Raw genomic sequence first — 16962 nt, 5'->3', positions numbered from 1 at the left:
TTAAATCAGGCGTCTACTAAGTGTTGAATCTTTACTTATAAAAATTTTGCCGAATGGTAATGAAAAGCCCCACGTCTGACAAGGGAATTGCCCGGGGCTCCGCCTCCAGGCCTTGTAGTATAGGGGGTCTACGGATGTGGCAAGTTGTCACGGCGATTTTTCTGCATAAATCGCAGGCAATAAAAAACGCCCAGCTCCGTGAGGAGGCTGGGCGTTTTTGTGGAACGTAAAGCGAATTAACGCTTCGAGTACTGCGGACGCTTACGCGCTTTACGCAGACCGACTTTCTTACGTTCAACTTCACGAGCATCGCGAGTCACGAAGCCAGCTTTGCGCAGGGCGCTACGCAGGGTTTCGTCGTACTGCATCAGAGCGCGAGTGATACCGTGGCGGATTGCGCCAGCTTGACCACTTACACCGCCACCGATAACGGTGACGTAGATGTCGAACTTTTCAACGGTCTCGGTCAGTTCCAGCGGCTGACGAACTACCATGCGGGCAGTTTCGCGGCCGAAGAAGTTGTCCAGGGAGCGGTTGTTGATCGAGATGTTACCAGTACCCGGACGCAGGAAAACGCGAGCGGTTGCGGTTTTGCGACGGCCAGTGCCGTAATTTTGAGTCGCCGACATAATGAACTATTCCGTTAAAACTTCAGTTCTTGGGGCTGCTGAGCAGCATGAGGGTGTACAGCGCCCGCATAGACTTTCAGCTTGCGAAACATATCGCGACCCAGTGGGCCCTTAGGCAGCATGCCTTTGACCGCGATTTCGATCGGGGCTTCAGGCTTCTTGGCAATCAGGCCTTCGAAGTTGGAAGACTTGATACCGCCTGGGAAACCGGAGTGACGGTAGTACATTTTGTCGCTTGCTTTGTTGCCGGTTACACGAACCTGCTCAGCGTTGATGATCACGATGTAGTCACCGGTGTCAACGTGAGGGGTGTACTCAGGCTTGTGCTTGCCACGCAGACGGCTGGCGACTTCAGTGGCCAGACGACCCAGGGTCTGACCAGCGGCGTCGACGACAAACCAGTCGCGCTGAACTGTTTCCGGTTTTGCAGTAAAAGTTGTCATTCTTTAATAGCCTCAGGGGCCGCCCTGTAAATTAGACGGCGGATCTTACTGAATAGTGCGTACTTTGACAAGTCAAAGGCAGCCGGATACAGACGCTATCGGGGGCTCGGGTCGGCGCGTCCGTTCAACGGCAAGATTCTTCGGCAGGCGGCGCATCACTTCCACTGCAGAAAGAGGTGGGCAATTATGCAGATTGCGAAAAAAAATTCAACCTGCTTTTATGATTGTTTTCCCTGAAGGAGTACCCGATGGATTATCGACAGCTGGGCCGTACGGATCTGAACGTGAGCGCGATAGCCCTGGGCACCATGACCTGGGGCGAGCAGAACAGCGAGGCAGAGGCCTTCGCGCAGATCGAGCGGGCCAAGGGCGCTGGGATCAACTTCCTCGACACCGCTGAAATGTACCCGGTGCCGCCCAAGGCCGACACCTATGCCACCACCGAACGCTACATCGGTAATTACTTCAAGAGCCGTGGCGACCGTGCCGACTGGATCCTCGCCAGCAAGATCGCCGGCCCCGGCAACACCATCGACTACATCCGCGACGGCCACCTGCGCCACAACCGCAAGCACATCGTCGAAGCACTGGACGCCAGCCTCAAGCGCCTGCAGACCGACTGGATCGACCTCTACCAACTGCACTGGCCGGAACGCAGTACCAACTTCTTCGGCCAACTGAGCTACAAGCACAAGGACGAAGACAACCTCACCCCGCTGGAAGAAACCCTCGAAGCGCTGGATGAGCAGGTGAAGGCCGGCAAGATCCGCCACATCGGCCTGTCCAACGAAACGCCGTGGGGCACCATGAAGTTCCTCGCCCTGGCCGAAGCCCGTGGCTGGCCGCGTGCGGTGTCGATCCAGAACCCCTACAACCTGCTCAACCGCAGCTTTGAAGTGGGCCTGGCGGAAGTCGCGATTCGCGAGCAATGCGGCCTGCTGGCGTATTCGCCCCTGGCGTTCGGCATGCTCAGCGGCAAATATGAGAATGGCGCCCGCCCAGCGAAAGCGCGACTGACGGAATACAGCCGCTTCAGCCGTTACTTCAACCCGCAGTCGGAAGCGGCATGCAGCCGCTACGTTGCACTGGCGCGGGAGCATGGGCTGGACCCGGCGCAGATGGCGCTGGCGTTTGTGACGCAGCAACCGTTCGTGACCAGCAACATCATTGGTGCCACGTCGCTGGAGCAACTGGATAGCAACATTGCCAGTGCGGATCTGAAACTGTCGAAAGAGGTATTGGAAGGGATTGAGGCGATTCAGAAGGATCACCCGAACCCAGCGCCTTGATTGATCTTAAGACCGCTATCGGGGGCAAGCCCCCTCCCACATTTTGATCTGTGAATACATTCAAGTGTGGGAGGGGGCTTGCCCCCGATTTGGCCATCAGCAGAACCGCCCAATCAAAGCGCCCGCGCAATGATCTCCTTCATGATCTCATTGGTCCCCGCATAAATCCGCTGCACCCGCGCATCCGCCCACGCCCGGGCAATCGGGTATTCCCACATGAAGCCATAGCCTCCGTGCAACTGCACGCACTCATCGAGCACCTTGCATTGCAGGTCGGTAGCCCAGTACTTGGCCATCGCCGCCGTGGGCACATCCAGCTTGCCTTCCAGGTGCAACGCCATGCACTTGTCGACAAACACACGGCCAATCTGAATCTCGGTGGCCATCTCCGCCAGCTTGAAGCGGGTGTTCTGGAAATCCGCAATCGCCTTGCCGAACGCCTTGCGCTCGCGGGTGTATTCCAGGGTCCACTCCAACGCCGCCTCGGCGGATGACAGCGCGCCAATCGCCACGGTCAACCGTTCCTGAGGCAGCTCCTGCATCAGATAGGCGAAGCCCATGCCGGCCTGACCGAGCAGGTTTTCCTTGGGCACCCGCACATCCTGGAAGAACAGCTCCGAGGTATCCTGGGCCTTCATGCCCACCTTCTCCAGGCGCTTGCCCTTGTCGAAGCCCGGCGTGTCGGCTTCCACCAGGAACAGGCTGGTGCCCTTGGCGCCGGCCTTGGGATCGGTCTTGGCGACCACGATGACCAACTCGGCCAGGTAGCCATTGGTAATGAAGGTCTTGGAGCCGTTGATCACGTATTCATCGCCGTCCAGCACCGCCGTGGTCTTCACGCCTTGCAAGTCGGAACCGGCGCCCGGCTCGGTCATGGCAATCGCCGTGACCAGCTCGCCGGAGATCAACTTGGGCAGGTATTTGTGTTTCAGCGCTTCACTGCCGTAATGCAGGATATAAGGCGCCACAATGTCCGAATGCAGGGAAAAGCCGATGCCGGTCAGGCCCAGCCGGCTGATTTCTTCGATCACCACCGCGCTGTATAAAAAGTCCGCGCCCAGCCCGCCATATTCTTCCGGCAGGTGAGAGCAGAGCATGCCCGACTCCCCCGCCTTGCTCCACAAATTGCGGTCGATGTAGCCCTGTTTCTCCCATTGCCCATGGAACGGCGCGGCGTCCTTTTCGAGGAAGGTGCGCACGCTCTCGCGGAAGAGTTCGTGTTCCGGGCTGAACAAGGTTCTGGGAATCATGGGTCACCTGCATGGATTGTCGGACAAGAGCGAGCCCACAGAGACTATGCCGCGAAGGCAGCACGGGACACTGGACACATGCGACAAAAAATAAGACGATCCAGCCGTCTGGTGACCACTTTCCCCTATAAGAATAAATGAAATTATGTCTAACCAAATCTCCACGCCCTTGCGGCGCGTCAGCATTTTGGCCATTGATCGGGTATTCGCTTCCACCCTCATGCAAGCCAAGGATTTCTTCCACCTCGCCAGCCTGCGTTACGGCAAGCAACAAGGCCTGGGCCTGACGCCAGGGTTTGAAACACGCCTGGTCAGCCCCGATGGGCAATCGGTGTGCAGTTTCAGTGATGTGATCATGCCGGTGGACGGCGGCCTGGAAGACGCCGACATCATCGTGCTGCCGGCCTTCTGGGATGACTTCGACACCTTGTGCGCCCGCTACCCGCAAGTGCTGCCGTGGCTGCGCGAACAGCATGCACGCGGTGCTGTGTTGTGCGGCGAAGCCACCGGGGTATTCTGGCTGGCCGAAGCCGGCCTGCTCGATGGCAAGGAAGCGACCACCTACTGGCGTTTCTTCAATGCGTTCGGCGAACGTTTCCCCAAGGTCCAGCTCAACCAGGACAAGCACCTCACTGACGCCGACAACCTGTATTGCGCCGGCGGCACCACCTCGGCATGCGACCTCTACATCTACCTGATCGAACGCTTCTGTGGCGCCAACATCGCCCAGGCCGTGGCCCGCGATATCCTCTACGAAGTGCAGCGCAGCTATTCGCCAGGACGTATCGGGTTTGGCGGACAGAAGCTGCATCAGGACGTGATCATCCTGCAGATCCAGCACTGGCTCGAAGAACACTTCGCCGACAAATTCCGCTTCGAAGACGTGGCCCGGGAACACGGCATGAGCATCCGCAACTTCATGCGCCGCTTCCAGACCGCCACCGGCGACAAGCCGCTGCACTACCTGCAACGGCTGCGTATCGAGACGGCAAAGGGCCTGCTCTCGGGCAGCCGCAAGAGCATCAAGACCATCAGTTATGAGGTGGGTTACGACGATGCGAGTTTCTTTGCACGGCTGTTCAGGCAGCACACGGAGTTGTCGCCGAACCAGTATCGCCAGCAGTTTCAGCAAGCGGCGTAGGTTCGCCGCTTGACGAAGCAAACGACCCTGTACACCGCAATGGTGCAGGGTCGAATTGAGAACCCTATGCCCGCCTACAAGCCCCTCACCCAATTCCTACTGACGAATAAGATGAAGTCGCTAGGTTGCGCCTTGGGCGCCTGCCATTTTAAACGAGGTCGAAGCCGTTGATTTCTGCCGAGCTACGGTCCGAATGCACAAAGGGCTTTTTCCAAACCGACTTACTTGAAATCAGGACGGAGACTCAATCATGTCATCCATAGGCAGCAACGCTCAATCGTTCAACCCAGCTGTACAACCAAATAAGTTAGACGCAAGTCAATTCAACGAAAATCTGACCGATCAGTTGAATCCACAAATGGATGAGAAAAAGAACAAGGAGGAGAAATATCCGGAGCTGGAGTTAAAAGTAATATTCAAGGGTCCGGACGGCGCGCTCTACGAGTTAAAAAAGGGCGAAATGCTCCTCATAGAACCGGCACCACCCAGCACAGACCAGATCACTTATTAACCAGCGACCAAACTATAAAAGGACCGCAATCGCTGCGGACCTTTTATAGGCGTTACGTCAAGTTACGGCTTGTGCCCACGCGACAGGAACTCATGGGACTGCATTTCCAGCAAGCGGCTCAGGGTGCGCTGAAATTCGAAGTTTAGGCGACCGCCGGTGTACAGGTCCTTCAACTCAACTTCCGCTGAGATGATCAGCTTCACGTTACGGTCGTAGAACTCGTCGACCATGTTGATGAAACGTCGCGCGATGTCGTCGGTGGTAACGCTCATCTGCTCCACGCCGCTCAGGATCACCGCGTGGAAGATCTTGCCCAGTTCGATGTAGTCGTTCTGGCTGCGCGGGCCGTCGCACAGTTGGCGGAACTCGAACCAGGCCACGTCGTCGCAGGTGCGCAGCGCGATGATTTCGCGGTTCTCGATCACCAGCTTGTCGTTTTCCACCGCCTGGGTGCATTCCGGCGTAAGGGCACGGAAGCTCTTTTTCAGGCTTTCGTGGGCCGCCTCATTGAGCGGGAAGTGGAACAGCTCCGCTTGCTCCAGGTGACGCAGACGGTAGTCGACGCCGCTGTCGACATTGACGATCTCGGTATGCTGCTTGATCAACGCAATGGCCGGCAGGAAGCGTGCGCGTTGCAGGCCGTCCTTGTACAAACCGTCGGGCACGATGTTCGAGGTGGCGACCAGGGTCACGCCGTTCTTGAACAGCTCCTCCATCAGGGTGCCGAGGATCATGGCGTCGGTGATGTCGGAGACGAAGAACTCATCGAAGCAGATCACCCGCGCTTCTTCGGAGAAACGCTTGGCGATGATGGTCAGCGGGTTTTTCTCGCCCGGCAGGGTCTTCATCTCTTCGTGCACGCGCTTCATGAAGCGGTGAAAGTGCGTCCGGACCTTTTCCTTGAACGGCAGCGCTTCGAAAAAGGTGTCCACCAGGTAGGTCTTGCCCCGGCCCACGCCCCCCCAGAAGTACAGGCCCTTGACCGGCGTTTGGTCTTTCTTGCCAAACAGCTTGCTGAACATCCCTGGCTTGCTTTGCGAAGCCGCGAGCAGGTCATCGTACAGGCGCTGCAGATGACGCACCGCCGTTTCCTGGGCCGCGTCATGGAAGAATTCAGGGCGTTTCAGATCAGCTTGATATCGTTCTAGGGGCGTCATAATTTCGTTAGCAAGGCAACAAAAACGGGCCGTCACTGTAACGACGGCCCTGGATAATGGCAATCAACCCTTGGTCGGGTTAATCCTCGAGGGGGGTCAACGCGACGCGCAGAGCGGCGATGGCCGCATCGCGGGACGCTTCGTCGGCGAACTCAGCACTGTCCGCCACCGTCACGCCGTCCAACCACACGCTGAAGCCCAGGGCCTCGGTACGCAGGTCCAGCGCGTCGCCGCTTTGCAGTTGCTTGGTCACTGCGCCCGCCGCCTTGCCATCGGCAAAGTTGCGCGACAACAGCAGTTGCTCGCCGTCGGCGGCCAGCAGGCGGAAGCGGAAACTGCCGTCGTCTTCACGGAAGCTCACGAAGCGCGCGGCTTTCGCCGCTTTCTTCTTGGCGGCGACTGGTGCCGCAGCCTGGTTGACAAACGAACGCAGGCCCACCGCTTCACGCAGTTCAGCCAGGAACGGCGCCGCCACGGCACGGGCCTTCTTGGCGCCGATCAGCAGCAGGTCTTCCATGTCAGAAGGGCGCGACATCAGTTGATGGTAACGCTCGCGGGCTTCACCCAACTGGCCGTCCAGCAGGTGGAACAGGCGGTTCTTCGCCTCGCCCCAACCCAGCCCTTGCAGCAGTTCGGCACGGAATTCTTCTTCCTGCGCCTTGGTCGCAAACGCCTGGTACAGGGTGAACAGGTGCGAATTGTCCGGGTCCTTGGCTTCGCCCGGGGCGCGGGAGTCGGTGACGATCCGCGAGATGGCGTCCTTCATGTCCTTGGCGCTGGTGAACAATGGGATGGTGTTGTCGTAGCTTTTCGACATCTTGCGGCCGTCCAGGCCCGGCAAGGTGGCGACGCTTTCTTCGATCAACGCCTCGGGCATGGTGAAGAATTCTTTACCGTTGCCGAACAGGTGGTTGAAGCGCTGGCCGATATCACGGGCCATTTCCACGTGCTGGATCTGGTCGCGACCGACCGGCACCTTGTGCGCGTTGAACATCAGGATGTCCGCCGCCATCAGCACCGGGTAGCTGTACAGGCCCATGCTGATGCCCGCATCCGGGTCTTCGCCGGCTTCCACGTTCTTGTCCACTGAGGCCTTGTACGCGTGGGCGCGGTTGAGCAGGCCCTTGGCGGCCACGCAGGTCAGCAGCCAGGTCAGCTCGGGGATTTCCGGGATGTCCGACTGGCGATAGAACGTCACCCGGTTCACATCCAGGCCACCGGCCAGCCAGGTCGCGGCGATTTCCATGCGCGAGCGCTGGATGCGCTGCGGGTCATCGCATTTGATCAGGGCGTGGTAGTCGGCCAGGAAGTAGAAGGAGTCGGCATTGGCGTCCTGGCTGGCGAGGATCGCCGGGCGGATCGCACCGGCGTAGTTGCCCAGGTGCGGCGTGCCGGTGGTGGTGATGCCGGTGAGGATGCGGGTACGAGTCGTCATGGGTAATCGCTTATCAGACTGCTATCAATTCGAGAGGCGCGGCAGCACCAGATCCTTCAGATCGGTGAGCTTGCCGTGAAAAAAGTGTCCGCATTCTGCCACTTTCAGCAGCTCATGGGGGCGATTCAAGGCGGCGGACCAGTCGTAGACGGTCTGCGGGTCGACCACTTCGTCGGTTTCCGGCTGGATAAGGGTCAGTGGGCAGGCCTGGGGCAGCAGGTCGCTGTCACGCAGGCGCATCACCGCGGCGGCGACCATGAACAGGTGCGAGAGTTTTTCGCCCTTGGCCTCCAGGCGGCCACCCAGGCTGGCGGCCACGTAGCCTCCGAAGGAAAACCCGAGCAAGGTGATCGGCAGGTCGGGGTGTTTTTCCCGCAACCAGGTAGCAGCCGCTTCAGCATCGTCCACTTCACCGGTGCTCATGTCGTGGGTGCCGGCACTCGCGCCGACGCCACGGTAATTGAAACGCAAGGTGATCAAACCGGCATCGCGGGCGGTGCGTTGCAAGGTCGATACAACTTTATTGAGCATGGTCCCGCCCTGCACCGGGTTAGGGTGACAGATCAGCGCCAGGCCACGTGGCTCGGGGTGATCCAGGTACAGGGCTTCCAATTGGCCTACCGGGCCATCGATCAAAACGGGGGTTTCACGCATGAGCAAGGAATGAACTCCGTGACCTCTCAAAGGGTCGACTCGTCTAGCTAAAAGTCTGTGCTTGGCATCATTGCGAGCTTAATCGCGGTATACAGCGCAGGTTTGAGCCGTTAACGTAAAGCAAAGCCGTTTATAGAGGAAGGACTCGTGGAACACTCGCTCTTAGTTTGGTTGTTGCCGACTCTTGCCCTGGTTGCCGGTGTCGCCATTGGTTTCCTGGTTGCTCGCTTGCTGCCGAATGCCGCGCCTAACCGCACGCAGCGTCAGCTGGATGATATCCAGGAACGTTTTGACAGTTATCAGAACGAGGTTGTTACCCACTTCAACAGCACCGCGACCCTGGTCAAGAAGCTCACCCAGAGCTACCAGGAAGTACAGGATCATCTCGCCGATGGCGCCAACCGCCTCGCCCTCGACGACATCACCCGCCAGCGCCTGCTGGCCGCGTTGCATTCCGATGCGCCGCAGCCCCCACGGGAACGCCTGACCCCACCGCGGGAAAACCAGGAGCCGCCACGGGACTATGCGCCAAAAACGCCGAACGCCCCTGGCATGCTGGATGAGCATTACGGTTTGAAGAAGTAAGTCGTCTTCAAGTACAAAAAAAGCCCGGCTGATCAATGATCAGCCGGGCTTTTTTTGGGGCCTACCTGCTCGACTGGAATCGCTGCCGGCCGCTGAAAACGGGGCTTAAATCACAGCCTGGTCAACGCCTCGTGGCTGGACCTATGATTGCAGCCGTCCTGCTTGTTCATCAGATGAATCACCGACGTTGCCAGTCGAGCCAGTGAATTCACGACACTGGCCGCAACCGGCCCGGTACAACCGCTCATGCATCCGCTGTTTTTCTCTTCGGTGGCCATTGCACGGGTAGGCTCAGGCTGGGGAGCGGCTGAAGGTGTGGCACTCTGGGCGGTAGCCGCGTAATAGGAAGGCTGGGTGGTTGAAAAAGCATTCACCGAATTCATAAAAAACCTCTGGATCAGTAGGAAAAATAGGGGATCCCCCCACCCCTTGAGTGAGTGTCCTCCCCAAAACGGTTCCTTTTCTGACCCGGCCTCACATCATACTGGGACTTGTTCCTGCAACTGCCCCCCCTCGATCCGCACATGCCGTCCATGGAAGCGCTTGAGGCTGCTGCGATGGCCGACGCTGACGATGCTCAGCCCCGGCAACTCATCGATCAACGCCTGATACAAGGTCGCCTCATCCTCTTCGTCCATGGCCGACGTCGCTTCGTCCATGTACAGCCATTGCGGCGCGAACAGCAACGCGCGGGCAAAGGCCAGGCGTTGCTGTTCGCCCGGCGAGAGCATGCGTTGCCAGTGGTTGGCTTCCTCCAGTCGGCCGATCAGATGGGGCAGGCGACAGGTTTCCAGGGCCTGTGCATAACGTTCTGCCGGGTAGACGCTGTCGTCCTGTGGATAACTCAACACCGCCTTCAACGTGCCAATCGGCAAGTAGGGTTTCTGCGGCAGGAACAGATAGCGCTCGGCCGGCAGGCGGATATTGCCGTGACCGTTGGGCCACAGGTTGCCCATGGCCCGCAGCAACGTCGACTTGCCGCTGCCGGAACGACCGCTGAGCATCAGGCGCTCGCCCTCGGCAACGGTCAGGTCGGCGCCTTGCAGCAGGTGACGGCCGTCGGCCAGGTCCAGACTCAGGTCCTTGACCTGCAAACCTGCGCCCTGATGCTGCAGGCCAATACCCATGGTGCGCGTTTCGTTGTCTTGCATGGCCTGGCCGAAACTCAGCAGACGATCACAGGTGGCGCGCCAACTGGCCAGCAATGTATAGGCGTCGACAAACCAACTGAGGCTGCCCTGCACGCTGCCGAACGCCTGAGCCACCTGCATCAGCACGCCCAGTTCGATCTTGCCGGCGAAGTAACGCGGCGCCGCCACCACAAAAGGAAAGATGATGGCGATCTGCGAGTAACCGCTGGTGAAGAAACTCAGACGCTTCTTGAGCTGCATGATGCTCCAGAAGTTGCTCCATACCCGTGCGAAACGCGCGCTCAATTGATGGTGTTCGTTAGGCTCACCGTTGAACAGCGCGATGCTTTCCGCGTTCTCCCGCACCCGCACCAGGCTGAAGCGCAGGTCCGCCTCAAAGCGTTGTTGACGGTTGCTCAAGCCGATCAGTTTTCGACCAATCACATGCGTCAGCCAACTGCCGATCACCGCATACACCAGCGCGGCCCAGAACATATAGCCGGGAATCGTGATGCCCCACACTTCGATGCTGCCGGACACGCCCCACAGGATCACCGAGAACGACACCAGGCTCACCAGGTTGCTGATAAAACCCAGCCCCAGGGTCAGGGTGCTGGCGGTAAATGCATTGAGGTCTTCGGAAATACGCTGGTCGGGGTTATCGGTGTAACCGCCGTATTCCAGGTGGTAGTAGTTCTTGTGGCCCAGCCATTGGGCAAAGTAGCGTTCCGTCAGCCAGCGGCGCCAGCGGATGGTGAGCATCTGTTGCAGATAGGACGAGAACACGCCGGTTACAATCGCCACCACCGCAATCACGCTGAAGTACATCAGCAGGTGGGTAAAAGCGTCGTAGTCCTTGTGCTCCAGCGCGTTGTAGAAATCGCGGTTCCAACTGTTGAACCACACCGATACAGCGACGCTGAACAGCGAAAGCCCCAGCACCACCAACAGCAGCAGCCAGGCGATGCCCTTCTCTTCACTGCGCCAGTAGGGCGTAATCAACCCCCACACCCGCCGTAGAAATTGCCCACGCACCGCGTCGTTGACCGCGGAATACTCAGCGTTCTGATTCATTGTTTCGCTCGGCGCAGTAGTGTGAGTGGATCATAAGGTAGGCTTTAGCGCAGCGGGCAATTCGATGTCGCTCATTCAGTCAGCGTTCAGTATTTATTTGACTTACATCGGCTGGCAACCAGTACTCGAAACCGTCCCACTTACTCTCGGCACTTTGGAACACGCTCAGAGAGAAAAATCCTATATGACCCTTCCCACGTCGATACAATTTGTACGCCTGCCCCCACAGACCATACCTACCGTCCAGGAGCAAACCATAGATGACTCCAGACAACTGCCCGCCTCGCCTGGACGGATCACGGAAGTCTATGAAACGGTAGACGCGTCCCACAGTAGCCAAAGCGTTGAACGCCTTATAAAAAATGCCAGCCAAACCATCCTGACGCCGGCACAGGAAACCTCACAAATAATTGCGCAAGCGTTGCGCAAAAAATTCAACCTGCAGCTGAACCCCGACCATACCTATATCGTAACGACCAACTACGACACGACCAAACCGGCACCGTCGGATGGCAAGATACTCAACCAAATTAGCCTGACCGAGGCCGCACTGACCAACGTACGCAGGAAAAACAATGACGATGAATCGCCTACCGGACTGGCGCGGACGCACCCGACAGCCTCAAGACTGTTGAATATTTTTCATTCCTTTCCTCTCGTGTCAGTCATTCAGATGGCCCACGATTTCATGAGCCCGACATACGAGTACGTCGTTCGAGGCACAGGCACCTCAAAGGACTCAGTACCGAATCTGTCGTCAAAGGTCTCGCTTACGCCACAACAATTTCGGGATCTGGTATGGGAAACCGAGCTGATTACGCCTTACAAATCCTACTTGGACACGTTCTGGGCAACCCATGAAAAACCCTACGAGCTACTCACCAAGATAGCCCTCGTTCAAGCTGCCCTTGCACAGCAAAAGGACGGCAGCCTGAGCAATGAAGAAACCCGCCTGGTCCTACGTGCATCGGGCCTTCAACCTGGAAAGCCTTGGTCTGAAACCAGTGTCAAGAACCTGGAAGCCCCGTATGCCAAGGACCCCGACGTCGACGTTGGTCTACTGTCGATCAATGGCGACGTATCTACCGACCTGCTGTACATCATCGACAAAAAGACCCGCCTGGACAGCCACGGCAAACCGATTAAAACCACCCTGCTGCATATTCCGGGCAACTCATCACCGCTGCACAGGTTTGATAACCCCGAAGCCATGAAAACCTGGCTGGCCGACCAGGCGGCTGACCCGATCAAGCGGACGGCGTTGCTTAACCACTTCACCAAGAACGACCAGGACGACAAGTTTTTTTCTGACGGCGTGAAGCAGTCCCTCGTGGGACTGGGGGGCTGGACCGAAGCACAGAAACCCAATGCGCTGGGCTTTACCTCACTCAGTGATTGGGACCCTCAGCGCTATATTACTCTGGAGCCCCTGAACGGCGACCCATTCAAGGCCATGACCCAGCGTCAAAAAGAGCGCGCCTATGCCGACGCCGATCACGACATCACTACCGATGGCGATGTAATCAAGGACGCCGCACTGAAACTGGCAGAGGCCGCTACTGCCACAGCGTTGCTGCTGACCCCGTTGGCGTTTGTCATGCCGGAGGTAGGCCTGGCGCTGGATGCGATCTACACAGGGGCCGGCATTACAGAGGTGGGCGTCGGTATCGATGATCTGGCCCACGGCAAATCCCGCGGGACCGACCGGATCGTGTTTGGCGTGCTCAATGCAGTGCCCGGTATCGCCGGCAGCGCATCCAAGCTCGACAGAGGGACGGCGTCGATTGAATCGGCGGTGGCAGACGAGGCTATCGAAGCACCCAACAACCCTCCAACCGGAGACGTGACAACGCCGGCCCCCACCGAAGCCGCCAATCGCCTGCGCCCCTCTGAATCTAACAACATCAGTGCCCATGCCGTCGAAGACGGCGAAAGGCTTATAGAGCACGCAACGAAGAACGCCAACAACATCTATCACCTCCGTGACGCCGACGGCCTGGACCGGTGGTTCATTCGACACACAGATCATTCGGAGATAGAACGGGTATATGAACTCAAAAGCAATTTTAAACTAACCGATCAGTACGCCGAAATTATTGACCCCACCTCCAGACAATCGATCATGACTGTGCATCTCGACAAGGAGGGCATTTGGGTACAACTGGACAAAGGCGCAGGTATAAATTTCCCATGGAATGCCAGTAACTCCTCTGCCAAAGCTCAACTTGCGCAAGACATCAGCCGGATAGACAAAGACGAAAATGCACTGAGTAGCGCAGAGCGCGAGCGGGTGCTGGACGAGTTGACCCGCTTGACGCAGACGTCCAGGGCTGAAGATTACGAGAGCCTGAATGAGTACACCGAAGCCGGTTCGGGCGAAATCAATGAAATCCTTCGCACGGAGGTCGATCCAAACAAGTACCCACCGAATGTGAGCGAATTCCTGTCCGACCTGGATGAACAAGCCGAATACAGCGGCAAGGCCTATCGCTACGCCTTTGTTACATCAGAGGGCGCTGACAAACTCAAAAACGGTGTCGGGAGAGTATTCAGAGACAGCGGCATCCAATCGGCGTCGACCCAGGCCTTCAACGCCAAGGGCTGGGCAACCTGGGCAAAAGACACGCTGCCCGTAAAAAACCGCCAACCGGTAATTTATATCTTCGATGAGTCGATTGCCAAAAAGAACCTCTCCAGCAGCATCCTCCCCGACCACGTTGCGATCGAACCGCAAGCCTCACTCCAAGTGAGCGCTGCCAAGGTAAAAGACGGTATTTTGTATGTATCCTTCAAAGCCCCGGCCAAGTTGCCGGATCAGCGCTATAACCTGTTCGACGGCAGTGTTGCCTTTCCCTACTGAGTAACCACTCTGGCGAAGAAAAAGCCCGGAAAGTCCGGGCTTTTTTGATCCAGCATTGCTCAACGCCGTACCGGACGCTTCTGCAACTTGCGCTGCAAGGTACGGCGGTGCATGCCCAGGGCGCGAGCGGTGGCGGAGATATTGCCTTCGTGCTCGGTCAGTACGCGCTGGATGTGCTCCCATTGCAGGCGGTCCACCGACATCGGGTTTTCCGGCACCAAGGTGTCGAGGTCGGCGTGTTCGGAGAGCAAGGCGGCCAGCACATCGTCGGCGTCCGCCGGCTTGCACAGGTAGTTGCAGGCACCGCGCTTGATCGCCTCGACGGCGGTGGCAATGCTGGAGTAACCGGTGAGGATCACCACGCGCATTTCCGGGTCGAGTTCCAGCAGCTTGGGCAGCAGCACCAGGCCGGAATCGCCGTCCATCTTCAGGTCGAGCGCGGCGTAGTCCGGCAGGTCGGCCTGGGCGATGGTCAGGCCCTCTTCGGCGGAGCCAGCGGTGCTGACGCGAAAACCGCGGCGGCTCATGGCGCGCGCCATCACGCGGGTAAAGGTGGCGTCGTCATCTACCAGCAACAGGTGCGGCAGTTCTTCGCCTTCGACTTGGATCTCGTCACTCATCGATATCTCCTCGTGCGACACGGGGCAGGCGCAGCTCGGTGAGCGTGCCACCTTCCTCATGACTATAGAGCTTCACTGAGCCGCCCGCGCGGGTCACGCTGGCCTTGCTCAAAAACAGGCCAAGGCCGAAGCCTTTGCCCTTGGTGGTAAAGAAGGGCTTGCCGATCTGCTCGGCAATGGCCAGCGGCACACCTGCGCCGTGGTCGCGAATGCTGATGGTCACGTCTTCGGCATCCCAGTCCAGCTGCACACCCAGGCCTTCAGGGCAGGCGTCGGCGGCATTGTTCAACAGGTTGAGCAGCGCCTGGGTCAGATCCGGTGGTGGCGCCATGCGCGGCACTGTGCCCTGCCCTAATAGATGAAAACGGTAACTGGCTTCGGGGCGCATCAGGTGCCAACGGTTCAGGGCTTCATCGAGCCACTGGGTCACGTCCTGCATCTCCACCGCCAGGCGGCGATTGGCCTCGGCGGCGCGTACCAGTTGCTGCAAGGTCTGCTTGCATTGCTTGACCTGTTCGCGCAGCACGCCGAGGTCTTCCTGCAACGCAGGATCGTGGTGGTCCTGGGTCATTTCGTTGAGCAGCACGCTCATGGTGGCCAACGGTGTACCCAATTCATGGGCAGCGCCGGCGGCCTGGGTGGCGACAGCCAGCAGTTGCTGATCGCGCAGGCCTTCTTCACGGCGAATGGCGCGCAGCTCTTCCTGGCGGCGCAGTTCTTCGGCCATGCGTGCGGCGAAGAAGGTGATGACGGCGGCGGACAGCGCAAAACTCAGCCACATCCCGTAGATCTGCAGGTTTTCCCGGGCGATGGGAAAGGTTTGCAGCGGGTAGAAGCGCGCCAGTAACAGGGTGTAGAGGGTCAGGGCGATGCCCGACAGCACTACCGAATACCGCCACGGCAAGGTCACGGCGGCAATGGTCAAGGGCACCAGGTAATAAGAAACGAATGGATTGGTGGAACCGCCGGAGAAATACAGCAACACACTGTGGATAAACAAGTCGCAAGCCAATTGCAGGGCGTACTCCAACTCGGTCACCGGCCAGGTGGTGCGCAACCGGATGGCGGTGAACACACACAGCACGATGGAGAAACCCAGGGTCACGCCCAGTTGCAGCCACGGCAGCGGCAGCAGGTCGAACCAATAGGCGAGCCCGACGGAGCCGGCCTGTGCGGCCAGCACCAGCGTGCGGATGAACGTCAGGCGCCAGAGGTTCTGGCGGGTGGCGGAAGTCAGTTTTACGGCGGCGAGCATGAGCTCTCCCGGTGAGCGCTGCAGGCGGATCGGCAGGAGTATAAACGAAGCAGACCCACCGGCACGGCGCGTGTGGCTCTTTGCCGCAGGCCGGGCAAATGACCGTTCGTCGGCATCGCTACAACATGTAGGTAATGTGTAAACCCGAAGAACCCGGTGCCACCGTCTACAGTCATACCGAACACGATCACCTCAAGGAGCTTTCATGTCTCGTTTCACTCGCAGTGCAGCTGTTATCACCCTCGGCGTGGCCACCCTGGCCAGCCTTCCGGCCGTGGCCGCCGAAGGACTGAACTACAACCAGATTTCCCTGCGCGCCGAAGTCAGCCAGGAGGTGGCCCGCGACAAGATGATCGTCACGCTGTACACCGAGTCCCAGAACAGCGACCCGGCCAAACTCGCCGCCGAAATCACCACCACCATGAACAAGGCCCTGGGCCAGGCGCGTGAAGTCAAAGGCGTAACCCTGCGCCAGGGCAGCCGCAACAGCTATCCGATCTACGACAACAAGAACCAGAAGATCACCGGCTGGCGCGAGCGCGCCGAGCTGCGCCTGGAAAGTGCGGACTTCCCGGCGCTGTCCAAGCTCACTGGTGAACTGCAGAGCACCCTGAAAATGGAAAACATGGAGTTCTCCATCGCCGACACCACGCGCAAGTCCAGCGAAGATGCGCTGCTCAAAGATGCAGTCGCCGCATTCAAGGCTCGCGCCCAACTGGCCACTGATGCGCTGGGCGGCAAGGGCTACAAGATCGTCAACCTGAACTTCAACACCAATGGCTACCCGATGCCTTACGCCCGTGGCGGGATGATGATGAAGGCCGCGATGGCTGATTCAGCCCCCACACCTGAAGTGGAAGCCGGCACCAGCCAAGTCAACATGAGCGCCGATGGCGTGATTGAAGTGCAGATGCCGTGACCCCTACCTG

The 16962-nt window shown here is 58.7% G+C and carries 15 protein-coding genes; 6 read left to right on the top strand and 9 right to left on the bottom strand.

The features are described from left to right. Positions 1-236: 236 nt before the first annotated feature. Both rpsI and rplM read right to left on the bottom strand, forming a co-directional pair. Positions 237-629: a 30S ribosomal protein S9 gene (rpsI, locus tag AC3WP7_RS00910; RefSeq protein ID WP_102591612.1), complete on the bottom strand. Its 393-nt coding sequence runs from the start codon at positions 627-629 to the stop codon at positions 237-239. Positions 630-643: 14 nt separating this feature from the next. Continuing rightward, complete coding sequence (gene rplM, locus AC3WP7_RS00905) at positions 644-1072, bottom strand: 50S ribosomal protein L13 (RefSeq protein ID WP_003188508.1); 429 nt, start codon at positions 1070-1072, stop codon at positions 644-646. A 248-nt stretch (positions 1073-1320) separates the two neighbouring features. Between rplM and AC3WP7_RS00900 the strand changes: the two genes are divergently transcribed. Next, positions 1321-2361 carry an NADP(H)-dependent aldo-keto reductase gene (locus tag AC3WP7_RS00900; protein WP_058423021.1) on the top strand — a complete coding sequence of 347 codons (1041 nt, stop codon included), beginning with the start codon at positions 1321-1323 and terminating at the stop codon, positions 2359-2361. Positions 2362-2474: 113 nt separating this feature from the next. Here AC3WP7_RS00900 and AC3WP7_RS00895 read toward each other — a convergent pair whose 3' ends face one another. Then, positions 2475-3611 carry an acyl-CoA dehydrogenase family protein gene (locus tag AC3WP7_RS00895; RefSeq protein ID WP_092240712.1) on the bottom strand — a complete coding sequence of 379 codons (1137 nt, stop codon included), beginning with the start codon at positions 3609-3611 and terminating at the stop codon, positions 2475-2477. 220 nt (positions 3612-3831) lie between these two features. On the opposite strand from AC3WP7_RS00895, the gene AC3WP7_RS00890 reads away from it, so the two are divergent. Together AC3WP7_RS00890 and AC3WP7_RS00885 are read left to right on the top strand one after the other, a co-directional pair. Beyond that, positions 3832-4752 carry a GlxA family transcriptional regulator gene (locus AC3WP7_RS00890; RefSeq protein WP_170856032.1) on the top strand — a complete coding sequence of 307 codons (921 nt, stop codon included), beginning with the start codon at positions 3832-3834 and terminating at the stop codon, positions 4750-4752. A 250-nt stretch (positions 4753-5002) separates the two neighbouring features. Further along, positions 5003-5263: a hypothetical protein gene (locus AC3WP7_RS00885; protein ID WP_092240710.1), complete on the top strand. Its 261-nt coding sequence runs from the start codon at positions 5003-5005 to the stop codon at positions 5261-5263. 62 nt (positions 5264-5325) lie between these two features. Here AC3WP7_RS00885 and zapE read toward each other — a convergent pair whose 3' ends face one another. From zapE to AC3WP7_RS00870, 3 genes are all read right to left on the bottom strand, one after another. Beyond that, the gene (gene zapE / locus AC3WP7_RS00880; protein ID WP_092240708.1) at positions 5326-6420 is read right to left on the bottom strand and encodes a cell division protein ZapE; all 1095 of its coding nucleotides are present in this window, start codon (positions 6418-6420) and stop codon (positions 5326-5328) included. Positions 6421-6499: 79 nt separating this feature from the next. Further along, a complete protein-coding gene (locus tag AC3WP7_RS00875) occupies positions 6500-7855 on the bottom strand; it encodes a tryptophan--tRNA ligase (protein WP_092240706.1) in 1356 nt (451 codons plus the stop codon). Positions 7856-7879: 24 nt separating this feature from the next. Then, a complete protein-coding gene (locus tag AC3WP7_RS00870; RefSeq protein WP_093119873.1) occupies positions 7880-8509 on the bottom strand; it encodes an alpha/beta hydrolase in 630 nt (209 codons plus the stop codon). A gap of 147 nt (positions 8510-8656) precedes the next feature. On the opposite strand from AC3WP7_RS00870, the gene AC3WP7_RS00865 reads away from it, so the two are divergent. After that, positions 8657-9094 (top strand): Z-ring associated ZapG family protein, encoded by a 438-nt coding sequence (locus AC3WP7_RS00865; protein WP_032893585.1) that lies wholly within the window; start codon positions 8657-8659, stop codon positions 9092-9094. 479 nt (positions 9095-9573) lie between these two features. Here the strand turns inward: AC3WP7_RS00865 and AC3WP7_RS00860 are convergent, their stop codons facing one another. Continuing rightward, positions 9574-11298, bottom strand: a complete 1725-nt coding sequence (locus tag AC3WP7_RS00860; protein WP_102630092.1) for an ABC transporter ATP-binding protein/permease — start codon at positions 11296-11298, stop codon at positions 9574-9576. Positions 11299-11323: 25 nt separating this feature from the next. Here AC3WP7_RS00860 and AC3WP7_RS00855 point away from each other — a divergent pair, with 25 nt between their 5' ends. Beyond that, positions 11324-14158, top strand: coding sequence for a dermonecrotic toxin domain-containing protein (locus AC3WP7_RS00855; RefSeq protein WP_146012681.1), 2835 nt, complete (start codon positions 11324-11326; stop codon positions 14156-14158). Between the two features lie 59 nt (positions 14159-14217). Here the strand turns inward: AC3WP7_RS00855 and AC3WP7_RS00850 are convergent, their stop codons facing one another. Beyond that, positions 14218-14778, bottom strand: coding sequence for a response regulator transcription factor (locus tag AC3WP7_RS00850; RefSeq protein WP_003171731.1), 561 nt, complete (start codon positions 14776-14778; stop codon positions 14218-14220). Next, positions 14771-16033: an ATP-binding protein gene (locus AC3WP7_RS00845; protein WP_058423028.1), complete on the bottom strand. Its 1263-nt coding sequence runs from the start codon at positions 16031-16033 to the stop codon at positions 14771-14773. Before AC3WP7_RS00845 ends, AC3WP7_RS00850 begins: the two co-directional genes overlap by 8 nt. Before the next feature lie 205 nt (positions 16034-16238). Between AC3WP7_RS00845 and AC3WP7_RS00840 the strand changes: the two genes are divergently transcribed. Then, complete coding sequence (locus AC3WP7_RS00840) at positions 16239-16952, top strand: SIMPL domain-containing protein (protein WP_071491113.1); 714 nt, start codon at positions 16239-16241, stop codon at positions 16950-16952. The last annotated feature ends 10 nt before the right edge of the window (positions 16953-16962 follow it).

The organism is Pseudomonas sp. FW305-3-2-15-C-LB1 (assembly GCF_058787615.1).
This window is presented reverse-complemented; position numbering and strand designations above follow the sequence as displayed.